The organism is Candidatus Nitrospira allomarina (assembly GCF_032050975.1).
GTDB classification, from domain to species: Bacteria; Nitrospirota; Nitrospiria; order Nitrospirales; family UBA8639; genus Nitrospira_E; species Nitrospira_E allomarina.
The window spans coordinates 2,786,591-2,801,453 of the sequence record NZ_CP116967.1; the positions used below are offsets into that span (position 1 = coordinate 2,786,591).

Here is a 14,863-nt window from a genome sequence, read left to right on the forward strand (position 1 = left end):
ATGAAACGTGGCGCGGTAACAACGGTTTCAGAGAGCCCGGTTTCGGAGAAACCGGCATCGTCCAATCCGACGAAACTTTCGCTTTCCACCCAGGAGCGTGAGACGTTGGTTCAGGAGTTTTTGCCGGTAATTAAATACATGGCTATGCGAATGGCCATGCGGGCGTCGAGTGGGCTCAATGTGGAAGATCTCATGAGTGCCGGGATGGTCGGGCTTCTGGATGCCCTGACGAAGTTCGATCCCTCACGAGAAATAAAATTTCGTACCTATGCTGAGTTTCGTATTCGTGGAGCGATGCTCGATGAAATCCGGGCGATGGACTGGGTCCCGCGGTCTCTTCGGGAACGCATCGGAAAAATTCAGCATGCGGCCAATGAATGGACGAAACGCAAAGGGCGTCCACCGACGGAGGATGAGCTCGCAGAATCCTTAGGCATGGAGGCTCAAGAGGTGGACGAGACTCTTTTGCAAGCCAAAGGAGCCGTCGTATTAAGTCTCGATGATTTGGGCTCCAATGATGAAGACTCCCATCCCATCTTGGATGCGCTGGCGGATCGAGACCAACCCTCCCCGTTGGAAACTTTGGTCTCGGAGGATGCCCGCCAGGCGTTGGTCGATGCCATTGAGCGATTGCCGGAACGTCAACGGTTGGTGCTGACCCTCTATTATTTTGAAGAGCTGACCATGAAAGAAATTGGAGTCGTATTGCACGTCACGGAATCACGAATTTGTCAGTTACATGCCCAAGCCATGATTCGTCTGAAGGCCCTTCTCCATACCCGGCTTGGTCCGTAGAAAGGCTTGAGGGGTACGGCGGCAGATCTCAGGCGAAGGCAGCGACCCCTTTTCCGCCCAGCCCGACATTGTCATCGGGCATCGATCTTCAGTTCATGACCAATATCCTAAGCGTGAGGCATGAGTATGGTGAAGTACGGCGATCCGTTTTTCTTCTAATTTCCTGACACTTCACGTTTCCCTTGTTATGCAATTCCCGGATATCTCTGTGGGTTCAATGAAGCAGATGACGACCGAAAATGTCCTCGATATGAAAGCGCCTTTCGGCGATCCTCTTTATACCATTCTCATTGTGGATGATGAAAAAGTTGTGCGGATGGTCGCCAAGAAGCGTTTGGCCAAATTGCCGTGTCGGTTATTGGAGGCCGGTAGTGGGGAAGAAGCTCTGGCCATGCTGGATCAGGAACCGGTGGATCTCATTCTATCGGATTGGGTCATGCCCGGTCTTGATGGTCCTGGACTTTGTGAAGCGATTAAACAGGATGAACGCTATCGCACGATCCATTTTATCCTGATGACGGCATTGGACCACCCGACACAAATTGCCGAAGGGCTCAGCCGGGGAGCCGATGATTTTCTTTCCAAAACCGATTCCGATCATGAAATTGTCGCCAGAGTGTGCGCGGGCCTTCGAGCCCGGCAGTTGATGTTGTATGTGGAAAAGTCTAATCGGTTGTTATCACAAAAGCAGGCCGAATTAGACTCTGAACTCCGCTCGGCCTCCACCTTTGTGCGAGGTCTGCTTCCCCGGACCGGGGAAGTAATTCCTGGAGTGCGGGTGGAGTGGGAATTTTTGCCGTCGTCGCATTTGGGAGGAGATTTCTTTCAGATCGCCCGATGGGGCGACGACCATCTCGGTCTCATGGTGTTGGATATGTCGGGGCATGGGATCGGGCCGGCGTTGCGGGCTGTGTCGTTATCTCTGCTTTTCAAGGGAGACCACATGCAACAATTGTTTCCTTCCTACGATCCAGGTGAGATTCTGACGAGTCTGAACCAACAATATCCCATGAGCGATGATGGGGAGTACTTCACGATCTGGGTTGGGGTGTGGCAATGCTCCACGCGCCTTCTTCGATATGCGAGTGCGGGACATCCCGGTTCCATTGTTGTGAAAACCGACCGGTCGTCGATGATGTTGGGCGAGAGATCCTGGCCTATTGGTTTTTCGCGTAACGAGATATATGGAACTAATTCCATCTTCGTAAATTCCGGTGACCGGATGTATCTCTATAGTGATGGGATTTATGAGGTGATGAATTCTCAGGAGGAGATCTGGGGGAAAAAAAGGCTTCAGAAAGCACTTGAGGAGGTCGCCGGTCAGCCGATGCAGTCGGGATTGTCCCGTATTATCGAGCAGAGCCGGACATGGAATGCCAAAGGCGGGTTTGAGGATGACGTCGCGTTACTCGGAGTGGAGTTTTAGGCGTGAGGAGTTAGCAGCAAGATACTTCTTTAGCCTTACGCTTCATCTCTCACGTTCCACCCTGACACCTCACGATTGGCTGTTGTCGAAATGACAGGTATGACAAACACATTCTCCCGAATCCTATTGGTGGACGACGATGCGTCCAATCTGGATGTTCTTGTCGAATGTCTCAAGGATGAACCCTATGAACTTATTCAGGCACATAATGGGGAAGAGGCCTTGGCGTATTTACGGAAGGATGGACAAGATTTTCATGCCATGGTGTTGGATCGAATGATGCCGGGGATGAATGGTCTTGATCTTTTAGGGCATTTGAAAGCTGATGAGCGTCTCCAATGGCTTCCGGTTGTGATGCAAACTGCAGCCGGATCTCCGCAAGAAATAGGGGAAGGGATTGAAGCGGGAGTCTTTTTTTATCTCATCAAGCCCTTTGACCAGCGGCTTTTATTGCGGATTGTGAACGCCGCGGTTGAAGAGGGATTGAAATGGAAACGGATATGCCGAAATCTTAACCAACAGTCTCAGATTGTTGAATTATTGCAGCAAGGCCGGTTTCACGTTCGAACCATGGAAGAGGCCTATGATCTGGCATTCCTATTAGGGAGAGCGTGTCCCAATTCAGAAAAAGTCGTGTTCGGGTTGAATGAACTATTGGCGAATGGCGTGGAGCATGGAAATTTAGGAATCGGGTTCGATGAAAAAACGGCCCTCCAGGCAAAGGGAACGTGGGAGAAAGAAATTCAACATCGGGCGGGGTTGCCTGAGTATGTTCATAAGGTGGTCGACGTGTTGTTTGAACGGTGCCTGGATTGCATCCAGGTAACCATAACGGACCAAGGTTCGGGTTTTGACTGGCGGAAATATGAACAGATAAACCCGGATCGAATTTTGGAAAGTCACGGAAGGGGTATTGCGATGGCCAAGGCCTTAAGTTTCTCACGGATCGAGTATCGAGGGAAAGGTAATCAGGTCGTGTGTGTCATCAAGACCGACTTGTCGATCGGTGAAGAAGGAAGCTCTCTTGCATCCGAACCTATGGCCGTTCACAACTCGTCGCGGGCGTGAGGAGTCATTCATGAGGGAAGAAGGAATTTACCCGCTCCCAAAGATTTCTCTCCGTTTCCTTATTCCTCCCCGCAGGTTATGGGCATCACGAGAAAAAATGAGTCCTTCTAAAGTAAGGTCCATTGGCCTCCGAAAGGTCTCGTTGTCTCCTGTTAATTCCTTGATAGGCCAAAGGGTTCTACCTGGGAATGGAAGCGTCAGGCTAGGTAGGAAGGGTTGTTGGAATGTCCACGTTTTTCCCCCACGATAAATGAGAGGGTAATATGGAAGAATGCCAAGTCACGCCAATGATTCCTGAGGAGGCGATTCTCAGGCCACAAGGCGACCTCACCATTTTTGAAGCTGCACAATTTCACGCCGATTTAGTGTCCTTGCATCAACAAAAAGGGCCTCTCGCGATTGATTTAGGCGGGGTGAACCGTATGGATTCCTCCTGTGTGCAGCTGATGGTCGCAGCGACCCGCTCCGGGAGGGTGACCGTGCAGGGGTATTCCAATCGTATTCGCGACAAGTTTGAGCAAATTGGATTTGCACAGTTTCTTCCGACCCAGGAGTCGTAACGCAGAACGATTAAATAATGCAGTCGATATTCATCGAGATCCAAGAATGAGGTGATGTGTGAATGGTGATTGGATGGTATGGATGGGTGTAGTGGTGGCCGGAGCCGGGATTGGCTATGTCTTGGGCGCCAGGAGCAGGCAGATGCGAATCAACCGGCTGGAACACCAACTGCAGGAAGGCATTCAGGCTCAGCGCCGTTGGTTAGAGAACTGGAAGGCCTTTTGCCAGTGTCTGGCACCGGTGTTTCCGGTATTTGTGGCACAGATCAAGGCGGTCATTCAAGAAACAGGGCAAGCGGCCGACGGATTGATTCAGCGGTTTCAGGCAATTTCACGAAATGCCATAGAGCAGGTGGAGGAAACCGAAGCGTTGTTACATATGGCAGATGGGCATGGGGGGAAAGATGACTATACCGTCGATCGGATCCTTCATGATACGCAGAAGACCATAGAAATGTTCGTCAAACAAGTCACACAGACGACCACGGTGACGCTCGCCACGGTGAGCGTGATGGAGCAGGCCTTAGAAACCACCTCTCGCATTTCCGAGGTGGTGGAGGAAGTGGAATTCATTGCCGATCAAACACGACTCTTAGCGCTTAATGCGGCGATTGAAGCCGCTCGGGCGGGAGAGCATGGCCGAGGGTTTGCCGTGGTGGCGGACGAAGTGACGAAATTGGCCAATCGGTCCGCGCAAGCCTCAGAGCAAATTCGTACTCTCGCGACGACGGTTAAAGGCACAACCGAATCGGCCATGTCGGAACTCCAGGTGTTGGCGTCATTAGACTTATCGGAAACGGTAGACGCTCAGAACCAGGTTCTGGAGATGATCAAAATTATGGGGCAAAAAAATGAGGCCTTAAAAAAGAGCGTTGGTCATAATTCGGGGCGAACCAAGGAACTGGGCAAGGATATCGGACAGATTGTGATGTCCATGCAATTCCAGGATATCACCCGTCAAAAATTAGAGCATGTCTACCAGCCATTGGAACGAATCCATGCGCCGCTTCAAGCGGTGGCCGACGATACTGACGGTTTAGACATGATGCCGAAGGTGCTCGAAGAAATCCGGAATCTCGAACACACCTACACCATGGAGTCTGAACGACTCACGATGCAGGCTGCGCGCTCGGGTCAAGGGACGGTGATGGTCGGAACCGGCTCGGATGAAGGAGATAACATCACGTTATTCTGAAGACGTGAGGGGGTGAAGGGACAAGCGCGGGGTAGTATTTTTTCTCCTTACGTCTCACCGTCAGGGCTTTATGAAAAAACCGGGGTGGGGGTCGCAAGTTCACTGCTGAACGTGCAGCGTCAACAGAGAAATTCACAGAACCAAAGTGAGGTAAAGCTATGGGCAAGACAGTTTTAGTGGTGGACGATTCCGTCTCGATGCGTCAAATGGTGAGCTTTACGCTGACCGGTGCCGGCTACGAAGTGGTCGAGGCCGGAGATGGAAAAGAAGCCGTGGATAAACTCAATGGAGGGGCGAAGCCCAATTTGGTAATTACGGATCTGAATATGCCGAACATGGATGGGATTTCTCTGATTAAGGCGGTACGGGGCATGGCTGCCCATAAGTTCACCCCGATTCTCATGTTAACCACCGAGTCATCTGATGACAAAAAAAAAGAAGGGCAAAGTGCTGGAGCGACGGGGTGGGTTGTGAAACCGTTTAATCCAGAACAAATGTTAGCCACGATTAAGAAAGTACTGCCAGGTTGACCAAGTGAAACGTAAAAAGAAAAAAGTGAAAGGAGAAGATTAGAGTGAGGTGTGAAAAATCTTCAAAAAATCAAATCTTCCCATCTTTTCACTATTTACTACTAATTTCTTCCTGGTTGCGTGAATAAACCGCATAAAAATTTGACGGTATGGCAGAAGGCGATGAATTTAGTGTTGAAGGTATACAAGAAAAACTACCCGCTCCCCCAAATCGGAAATATATGGATTAACCAGCCAAACTCGCAGGGCTGCGATACGTATGCCGAGTAACATTGCGAAGGAGCTGGCCGGCGAACGAAAAAAGAATTCCTGCAATTCCTTTATATGGCAAAGAGCTCATTAAGTGAATTGGATACCCAATTAAAGTTGGCAAAGGGCCTGGGATTTTGTTCTCTGGATTCCTGGGAAGCCTTGGATGGGGAGATGGTGGATATTGACAAGATGTATTGACAAGGTGATCAGTGGGCTCGTTCGTCATCAAAAAGGAGATTAAGAAAATGCTGTTTCTCCGATCACAAGACAGCATGTTTCTCCGTTTTCCTTCTCCCGACTTTCTTCCTTTTAACTTTTCATTTTTGACATTTCATGAGGCAACCCATGGCAGTTGATCTCTCACGGTTTCAAGAATCATTTTTTACTGAATCCGCGGAACATGTGGAAACCATCGAGTCCGGTTTATTGGCGTTAGAGCAACGTCCGAACGACCTGGACTTACTGAATCGAATTTTTCGGGGCGCCCATTCGATTAAAGGCAACGCGGGGATGTTTCATTTTACGGCCATTGCCGAGTTGACTCACAAAATGGAAAACATTCTGGATGACCTCCGGAATGAGAAAATGCCGGTGACTCCTCAAGTCATCGATGTCCTGTTACGGGCGTTGGACGGTTTGAAAAGTCTTTTGGATGCGGCGCAAGGGGGTGAGGGGGCAGATGAGACGGCCATTCACGTCTTAGAAGATGAACTGGAGGCCTGTCAGAAAGGAGCGACCGCTCCTGCACATGAGGGGTCGTTAGGTGAAACCGGTCCCCAGGGTTCTCCACTTCAAGCCGCCACGTGGCGAAGGGTCCAGATTGATTGGAGTGCCTTACCGGAATTATTTCAACGAGGCATGGATCCTGCCCAGATTTTCAAGGAACTGCATGAGTTGGGCACGGTGAAAGTGCTGCATGTGCGAACCGATGGTCTTCCGGCTTTGGACACACTCGATCCAGAACGATGTTATCTCAGTTGGAAGGTGGAATTGGAAACGGATGCCCCTATTGGTCAGATTGAGGAGGTGTTTGCGTTTGTCCGGGATGGGAGCGAATTAGCCATCATCGATTGCGAACCGAAAAAACCGGAGCCCTATAAACGGGTGGGGGATATTCTGGTGGAAGAAGGGGTGGTGACCCCGGAGCAAATCGCCGAAAGTCTGGCCAAGCAAAAGCCGCTTGGCCAAATTCTGGTGGAAGAGAAAAAGGCGTCTTCTCAACAGGTCGAAAAAGCGCTTCAGAAGCAGCAGCAATTGAAAAAAAATGAAGTGGCGTCTATTCGGGTCGATACGGAAAAAATCGATAAATTGATCAATCTGGTAGGAGAATTGGTGATTACCCAATCGATGATTACGGACCTGAGTGAGAAATTTACCCTCGCGCAGCTTCCGGTTCTCCAGGAACGGATAACCCAATTGGAACGCAATACCCGGGAGATCCAAGAACGGGTCATGTCCATTCGGATGATGCCGATCGGCAGTGCATTTCACCGGTTTCCACGGTTAGTTCGGGATCTCGCCGGGAAAAGTGGCAAGCAGATTCAATTGGTCATGTCCGGTGAGGAAACCGAGTTGGATAAAACGCTGATTGAGGCGATTGGCGATCCGCTCACCCATCTGGTTCGCAATTCGGCCGATCATGGGTTGGAGTTACCCGAAGACCGGGTGGCTCAAGGCAAATCGGAACGCGGAACCATTCGTCTCCATGCGTATCACGATGGCGGCAATATTTGTATTGCCGTGGAGGATGACGGGCGAGGATTGAACCGGGAAAAGATCATTAAAAAAGCCGTCGAAAAGGGGATCATTGCCGATGGCAGTAATATGTCGGAGGAAGCCGTGTATCAACTGATTTTTCGTCCTGGATTTTCCACGGCGGAGACCATCACCGATGTGTCAGGTCGAGGGGTGGGGATGGATGTGGTGAAACGTAATATCGAAGGTCTTGGCGGGTCAGTGGACATTCAGAGCACGATGGGCAAGGGCTCTCGTCTCACGCTGAAATTGCCGCTCACGCTGGCCATCATTGACGGGATGACTGTCCGGGTCGGTCAGGATAACTACATTATCCCGCTTATTGCGGTCACCGAATCCATTCGCCCTAAACCCAATGAGTTGCAACGGATCGTGGGAAAAGGCGAGGTGGTCAATCTTCGTGGAGAATGGGTGCCGGTGGTCAAGCTCTATGAGGCGTTTACCCTCACGCCCGACTTTACCGATCCCTCGCAGGCTTTGTTGGTGATCGTGGAAACCGATGGTCGGCGATTGGCCGTGCTCGTGGATGAACTGACGGGGCAACAACAAGTGGTCATTAAGAGTTTGGAGCAAAACTATCGCAAGGTCGAGGCTATTTCCGGAGCCACCATTCTGGGGGACGGGCAGGTCGCCTTGATCTTGGATGTACCGGGATTGGCCAAATTGGCACGGGTTGGCCGCATTGCGGCGGCGTAAGGAAGATGTGAAAGGTAAGGAATGAGGAGTAAAGAAATGGGGGAGAGAAAATCGGATCGAATTCTTTCTTAGGCCTACTTCTTCCCGAGGCAATGCAGGTTGATAACAACAATACATGACAAAGGAGTCTAATGATGACCACCGCGACGGCTGAACCGACAGAACAACGCTCGATTCGAACGACGTATGCCAGGGACGATCAACAATATCTGACCTTCAATCTGGCGGATGAATATTACGGAGTGGATATTCTGAAAGTGCAGGAGATTAAGGGATACACCACGGTGACCAGGATCCCCAATACCCCGGATTTTCTTAAAGGGGTCCTCAACCTTCGTGGCACAATTGTGCCCATTGTGGATCTTCGCATGAAATTCGGCATGGGAGTGACCGAACCCACGTCGTTCACCGTAGTGGTTGTGGTCAATGTCCGGAAACGTGTGATGGGTTTTCTGGTCGATGCGGTGTCCGATGTGTTGGATATGAATGCCAAGGATATTCAGGCCCCTCCGGACATGGGCACCTCGGTCGATGTCACATTTATCGCCGGCATTGGGAATGCCCAGGATCGCTTAGTGACCCTGTTGGACATTGATCGGGTTCTCACGGAGGAGGAAGTAATCGTCGTGGAAAACATTCAAGACGTGGAAGAAAAAGCTGAGGTCCATGCCTGACCGGAAACAAAAGAGACCATGGATGGTCTGGCTCACCGGGGGCGAACAACAACTTTAATGAAGTCAGCGAGGATTTTATGAACAGGATGGTGAACACAATTTTCAGTTTGGGAATTGCAACCAAGTTGGTGCTGTTGTTCGCCATCTTTGGCATTGTGCCGATGGCCGCGGTGGGGTACTTAGGGTTTTCGGCTACCGGGGAAATGGAAACAGCTGCCGGTCTGCGTGTGCAAGCCATGGCGGAGACGATCGGGAATAATATCGACCGGAATTTGTTCGAACGGTATGGGGATCCTCAATCCTTCGGACTGAACAGGATCGTGGGTGAGCGCTACCATTGGTATAGCAAGGAGAATAATGCCATTGCGAGTGCGATGAACCAATACGTGGCGACATCCGGGATTTATTATTTGACGATATTGGTAGACCCGGTTGGAGATGTTATGGCCGTGAACTCCAAGGATGCAAAAGGGAATCCGATCGACACCACGGCAATTTATTCCAAAAAATATTCGGACGCCCCGTGGTTTAAGGCGATGGAAGCCAAAGAATTTACCACCAGACAACCCTTTACCGCTCCCGGCAATGATACGGCGACCGGGACCTTCATTGAAGACGTCCATGTCGATGAAGATGTGAAATCGGTGTATTCGGGAGATGACGGGTTAACCTTGGGTTTTTCTGCTCCGGTGTATGTGGATGGCGATCTGATCGGGTATTGGAGCAATCGGGTCAAGTTTTCTCTGGTAGAAGAAATCGTACAAACCGCGTATCAAGAGCTTAAAGGGGCCGGATGGGCAGGATCGGAAATTTCACTGCTCGGCGATAACGGACAGGTTCTTGTGGATTATGATCCTTCCAATCAGGGCACAGAGGACATGACCCATGATTTTGAAAACACGTTGTTTAAACTCAATCTCGCCGAAGCTGGAGTAGAAAGCGCAAAATTCGCCGTTGCCGGGAAAACAGGCTATCAATTGGCCCTCCACGACGTGAAGAACATCTGGCAAATGAATGGATATACACATCTGAAAGGCGCTTTGGGCTATCCGGGGATGAATTGGTCGGTCCTCGTTAGAGTTCCTAAAGCCGAAGCTACGGCTGCGGCCATTGACTTCAATCGAAATTTAACCATGACCGCTATTATTTGTCTGGTTCTGATTTTGGTCGTCGGATTGTGGGTTGGGCGTCGCGGGGCAAAGAGTCTAATTCACATCAGTGAGGTGGCCCAACGGGCGGCTGACGGAGATTTGAGTCGACGCGTCACCGTGACATCCCATGATGAATTGGGAAACATGGGTAAGGCGATGAATGCCATGTTGGATAATTTGGTGAAGGTGGTGTCTGAAGTCCGCCAAGCGGCGGAGCATGTCTCCAACGCGTCAGGTGAAATCACCCAAGGCAATGAAGATCTTTCGCAACGCACCTCGGCCCAGGCCGGCGCTTTGCAGGAAACCAGCGCGTCGATGGAGGAGATGACATCCACCATCAAGCAAAATGCGGATAATGCCAAGCAGGCCAATCAATTAGCCGTCGCCGCCAGGGAAGTGGCGGAGAAGGGTGGGGCGGTCACGGACAAGGCCGTGGTGGCTATGGATGAGATTAATAAGAGTAGCAAGAAGATCGCGGATATTATTAATGTGATCGACGAAATCGCCTTCCAGACCAATCTTTTAGCACTCAACGCGGCGGTGGAAGCAGCACGGGCTGGCGAGCAGGGCCGGGGGTTTGCGGTGGTGGCTTCGGAAGTACGGAATCTGGCGCAACGTTCGGCGTCGGCTGCCAAGGAGATCAAGGCCCTGATCAATGAATCGGTACAAAAGGTGGGTGACGGCAGTGAGTTGGTCAATCGCTCAGGTCAGACGCTGGGCGAGATTGTGAATTCGGTCAAACGGGTGACGGATATTATTTCCGAAATCAGTGCGGCGTCCCAGGAGCAGGCGGCTGGGATCGATCAGGTGAATAAGGCGGTGATGCAGATGGATCAGGGCACCCAGCAGAATGCGGCCTTGGTGGAAGAAGCCACGTCGGCTTCGCAGTCCATGAAGCAGCAGGCAGCGGAACTCTTGAATCAAGTCGCGTTTTTTAAGTTAGAAGAAACAGGACATCGGAAGTTTGCAGGGGGACAACGCGGATCTGGAGTCACGTCTGCCTTAGCAATCGGCAAAAAGTCTTCCGCTGTGAGTCAGCCATTACAATCGGTGAAGGCTGTCTCTCCTCCAAAATCAACGGCTAAGTCTCAACCGGTTGGCGTGGGCAGCTCGAATGGCCATGATCGCCGTCAACGTGAGAACGATTTTTTCGAAGAGTTTTAGTAAACCAGTCTGATTATTTAACAGGGAAATTAGGAGGTCGCATGGGGAAAGTCTGGAATTCAATAGGCATTGGTCCAAAAGTGGTGATGACTATTATGGTGGTCTTCTCGGGGTTGCTGGCTGCGGGAGCATATTTGCTCGGTCAGCAGTTGCATTCGGATCTTGAACGGGTCTTATCCGATCAGGCGTTTATTGTTCAAAAACAAATCGAGGTGACTCGTGCCTATGTGACCAAAGAGTTTGTGGTGAAAGCCAAGGCGGCTGGAATGAATACCGGCGTGGATCATAGTGCACCCGATACGATTCCCTTTCCGGCCACATTTGCTCGTGAAACCTCTGAACTCTTAGCTGAGGAAGGCGTCTTTAATGCCAGGATCGTGAGTCTCACGCCCCTGAATCCCAAAAATGCTCCGCAAGATGCCTTTGAGAAAGAAGCCCTTGCTGCCCTCGCGAGCGGCCAAAAAGAATTTACCAAAAACGATACCGTGAATGGGAAAATGATGTTCCGCCGTGCGACTCCGGATCTCGCGACCGCTCAAGCCTGTATCGGCTGTCATGAGGGAAAACGAATCGGGGATATGTTAGGAGCGGTATCAGTACAGATTCCAATGGATGCCCCCGCGGCACAATTACAAGAAAATCTCAGCAATATGTATATGGGGATTCTGGCCGTGGGTGTCTTGATGATGGGGCTGTTGTATTTGATGATTGCGAAGTTGGTGGTCCAGCCGATGAAGAGTCTGGAGTCCATGGCCGTGCGAGCTAGGGAAGGAGATCTCACCGGTCGAGCCAGCGTGAATAGTCAGGACGAAATCGGCCGAACCAGTGAGTCGTTTAATATGATGTTTGACCGGGTGAGTGAAGTGATTGCATCTGTAAAAACCGCAGTGTCCGGTATTACGACCGGCACTTCCGAGATTAATGCGGGTACGTCGGATCTCGCCGGGCGTACCTCGGCGCAAGCAGGAGCCTTGGAAGAAACCAGTGCGTCCATGGAAGAGATGACCTCTACCATTAAACAGAATGCGGATAACGCCAAGCAGGCGAACCAATTGGCGGTGGCCGCCCGGGAAGTGGCGGAGAAGGGTGGCGCGGTCACGGACAAGGCTGTAGAGGCCATGGATGAAATTAATAAGAGCAGCAAAAAAATCGCGGATATTATTAATGTGATCGACGAAATCGCGTTTCAAACAAATCTCTTGGCGTTAAACGCCGCCGTGGAAGCGGCACGGGCGGGCGAGCAGGGACGAGGTTTTGCCGTAGTGGCCTCGGAAGTGAGAAATCTGGCGCAACGTTCGGCCACGGCCGCCAAAGAGATTAAGACGCTGATCAACGAATCCGTGCAAAAAGTCGGGGGTGGCAGTGAGTTGGTCAATCGCTCGGGCCAGACGCTGGCCGAGATTGTGAATTCGGTCAAACGGGTAACGGATATTATTTCCGAAATCAGTGCGGCGTCTCAGGAGCAGGCGGCGGGGATCGATCAGGTGAATAAGGCGGTGATGCAGATGGACCAAGGCACACAACAAAATGCGGCCTTGGTGGAACAGGCGACTTCAGCGTCCCAGTCCATGGCGCAACAAGCTGAGGATCTGTTGCGGCAGGTCGAGTTTTTCAAGGTCCAGACTGAGTCCGGGTCTCAACGTTCGGAGATCACAGCAAAAACCCGCGCAGCTGTTCACCCTCAATCGACCGGCGGATCGGGGCCTCAATATTCTCGTGCGGTCTCGTCTATTACCGGTACAGCTCAGGGAAAGCATTCTCCTAATAAAAGAGAGGTTACTGTGGGTGTTGGGAGTTCGGCGTCCAACGGGCATAAAAAGTCCGGTGATGATTTTTTTGAAGAATTCTAAGGAACCGTAAGGCGTGAGGCGGAAGGCGAAAGATTTTTCTTCGCCTTCCGCCTTGCAAAGGGTTTTTCCGTCTGCGTTTTCCTGTTTTGTCGCTGACCATGAGTTTCCTTCCTCTCTCCTGATCCATCCCTTTTTTATTTTCATTCTGTCATTTTCGTTTCTTTGGATTTTGAATTTGGCTTCTGCAAATGGGGCCTCTTCACTCTTCATTTCTCGGATTTGAAGCCCTCTCAAGGAGTGGCAGAGTTTCTTTTATATTGACTGTTCCTGGTTATGTCGGCTAGGGTAACGCGCCGAAGAAGTAGGTTTGAGTTGTTCACGTCATGTTTTTCAACACTCACAGGAGGAGGGCTGTTATGAGAAGATGGGCTGCATTCGCAATGATGTTTGTCGTCTTCATGTTCGGGCTTGCCCTGATGGTGCCGGTGGGCCAAGCCGCAGATGCGGCCAAGGAATTGGCGGCGAAGTACATCCTGGCAACGGCTAAGGCTGCCAGAACGGTGTACGTCAAGGGTGTGGTGGCCGATGCGAGCAAAGGTGGCATGAAACCCGATGAAGATTGGGTGAAGGATGACCACGCCATGATGCTTCCTGCTCAATTCGTGAAAGAACTTGGAAAGGAATTGAAAGAATTTGATTTGTCCTTGGTGGGAACCGATCCCTTGTATGCCTCCAATGCACCCAAGAGTCCAAAAGAAAAAGAAATGTTAGCAGAATTAGCCAAAGGAAAAGAAAAAGTGATTGTGACGGAAGATGGCGGGGCGACCGTTGGCATGTCCGCCGATTATGCGATCGCGGACAGCTGTGCCGATTGCCATAACAAACACCCTAAGACGACCAAAAAAGATTGGAAGAAGGGTGACTTTATGGGAGCCATTGTTGTCAGACTGAAATAAATTCATTTTAAGACTAATCGTCTTGAGAAAAGGCGGGGAGGGTTTAACAACCTTCCCCGCCTTTTTTTATTCCCATCCTGAGTTCCCATATTCGAAATAGTATCTCCGGTCATTTAATTCGTTCAGAGGTGTGCCGATAAGATGAAATGGAAAAGAAAAAGGGAAAGAAGTAAGACTGAAGGGTAACGGGTAACGTGAATAGGCTATCCTTTTACACCCCATGAGGTAATATATTTCTTATCTTCCTTACCGAATGTTTTCACTTCATTGGTCCTCTGGAATGAAAATCCTCAAGCAGAAAATATGAACATCAACAAACGTTTATGAAATTTGCTTCCGGTCGGAATGACCATGCCTATGGTCTGGCGCTATTTGGAATCCGTGCTGCCAACCGACATGATGCGACGGAAGACAGAAATTCGATGATGGTTGCCTGCGATCAGGTAGGTCTTTGCCTGGTGGCATATGTAACCACACAATGGCTGGTCGGGCGAGATCGGTTTGATGGAACCGTCGAGCAATATAGGTCTCTATTTATACCGGATCTTCTCGTGCATACCGGCCTTGCGATGACCACTATAAGATTGGGAACCACCAATATGGGGGTTGGACTCCGGAAACTTCGATATGAAACGAGAGTTGGAGAGATGGTGGGAGGGAACTCTCACCATTGTCTGGATGAAACCTTCTGACAGTGTATCTATGAGATGTTGTGTGATTAGTTCCCAGCGGATGGAATGGTGAGGGGTAAAGAGTGAGAGTTAAGTCGAAAGGGAAGTTCTGACTGTTCATGCCCTTCTCTTCACTACCCGCTCCCTCACTGGTGACGTTGGTGTAATTGACCATAAAGG

12 protein-coding genes and 1 pseudogene are annotated in these 14,863 nt (G+C 50.6%); all 13 read left to right on the forward strand.

Going from position 1 to position 14,863, the window contains the following annotated elements:
* The 13 genes and pseudogenes from PP769_RS12385 (at position 1) to PP769_RS12445 (ending at position 14,704) form a co-directional block, all read left to right on the forward strand.
* A complete protein-coding gene (locus PP769_RS12385; RefSeq protein WP_312640537.1) occupies positions 1–795 on the forward strand; it encodes a sigma-70 family RNA polymerase sigma factor in 795 nt (264 codons plus the stop codon).
* Between the two features lie 217 nt (positions 796–1,012).
* On the forward strand, positions 1,013–2,221 hold the full coding sequence (locus PP769_RS12390) for a PP2C family protein-serine/threonine phosphatase (protein ID WP_312640539.1): 1,209 nt from the start codon (positions 1,013–1,015) through the stop codon (positions 2,219–2,221).
* A gap of 99 nt (positions 2,222–2,320) precedes the next feature.
* A complete protein-coding gene (locus PP769_RS12395) occupies positions 2,321–3,289 on the forward strand; it encodes a response regulator (RefSeq protein WP_312640541.1) in 969 nt (322 codons plus the stop codon).
* Between the two features lie 263 nt (positions 3,290–3,552).
* A complete protein-coding gene (locus PP769_RS12400) occupies positions 3,553–3,849 on the forward strand; it encodes an STAS domain-containing protein (protein ID WP_312640543.1) in 297 nt (98 codons plus the stop codon).
* A 454-nt stretch (positions 3,850–4,303) separates the two neighbouring features.
* The gene (locus PP769_RS12405) at positions 4,304–5,044 is read left to right on the forward strand and encodes a methyl-accepting chemotaxis protein (RefSeq protein WP_376753444.1); all 741 of its coding nucleotides are present in this window, start codon (positions 4,304–4,306) and stop codon (positions 5,042–5,044) included.
* Positions 5,045–5,202: 158 nt separating this feature from the next.
* Positions 5,203–5,574, forward strand: coding sequence for a response regulator (locus PP769_RS12410; protein ID WP_312640549.1), 372 nt, complete (start codon positions 5,203–5,205; stop codon positions 5,572–5,574).
* Positions 5,575–5,791: 217 nt separating this feature from the next.
* Positions 5,792–6,024 (forward strand): annotated as a pseudogene (locus PP769_RS12415) (four helix bundle protein).
* A 147-nt stretch (positions 6,025–6,171) separates the two neighbouring features.
* Positions 6,172–8,277, forward strand: a complete 2,106-nt coding sequence (locus tag PP769_RS12420) for a chemotaxis protein CheA (RefSeq protein ID WP_312640551.1) — start codon at positions 6,172–6,174, stop codon at positions 8,275–8,277.
* Positions 8,278–8,408: 131 nt separating this feature from the next.
* Positions 8,409–8,951 (forward strand): chemotaxis protein CheW, encoded by a 543-nt coding sequence (locus PP769_RS12425; RefSeq protein WP_312640553.1) that lies wholly within the window; start codon positions 8,409–8,411, stop codon positions 8,949–8,951.
* 86 nt (positions 8,952–9,037) lie between these two features.
* Complete coding sequence (locus PP769_RS12430; RefSeq protein ID WP_312640555.1) at positions 9,038–11,266, forward strand: methyl-accepting chemotaxis protein; 2,229 nt, start codon at positions 9,038–9,040, stop codon at positions 11,264–11,266.
* A gap of 41 nt (positions 11,267–11,307) precedes the next feature.
* The gene (locus tag PP769_RS12435; RefSeq protein WP_312640557.1) at positions 11,308–13,116 is read left to right on the forward strand and encodes a methyl-accepting chemotaxis protein; all 1,809 of its coding nucleotides are present in this window, start codon (positions 11,308–11,310) and stop codon (positions 13,114–13,116) included.
* A gap of 356 nt (positions 13,117–13,472) precedes the next feature.
* On the forward strand, positions 13,473–14,012 hold the full coding sequence (locus tag PP769_RS12440) for a c-type heme family protein (protein WP_312640559.1): 540 nt from the start codon (positions 13,473–13,475) through the stop codon (positions 14,010–14,012).
* Positions 14,013–14,335: 323 nt separating this feature from the next.
* Positions 14,336–14,704: a DUF420 domain-containing protein gene (locus tag PP769_RS12445; RefSeq protein ID WP_312640561.1), complete on the forward strand. Its 369-nt coding sequence runs from the start codon at positions 14,336–14,338 to the stop codon at positions 14,702–14,704.
* Positions 14,705–14,863: the final 159 nt, after the last annotated feature.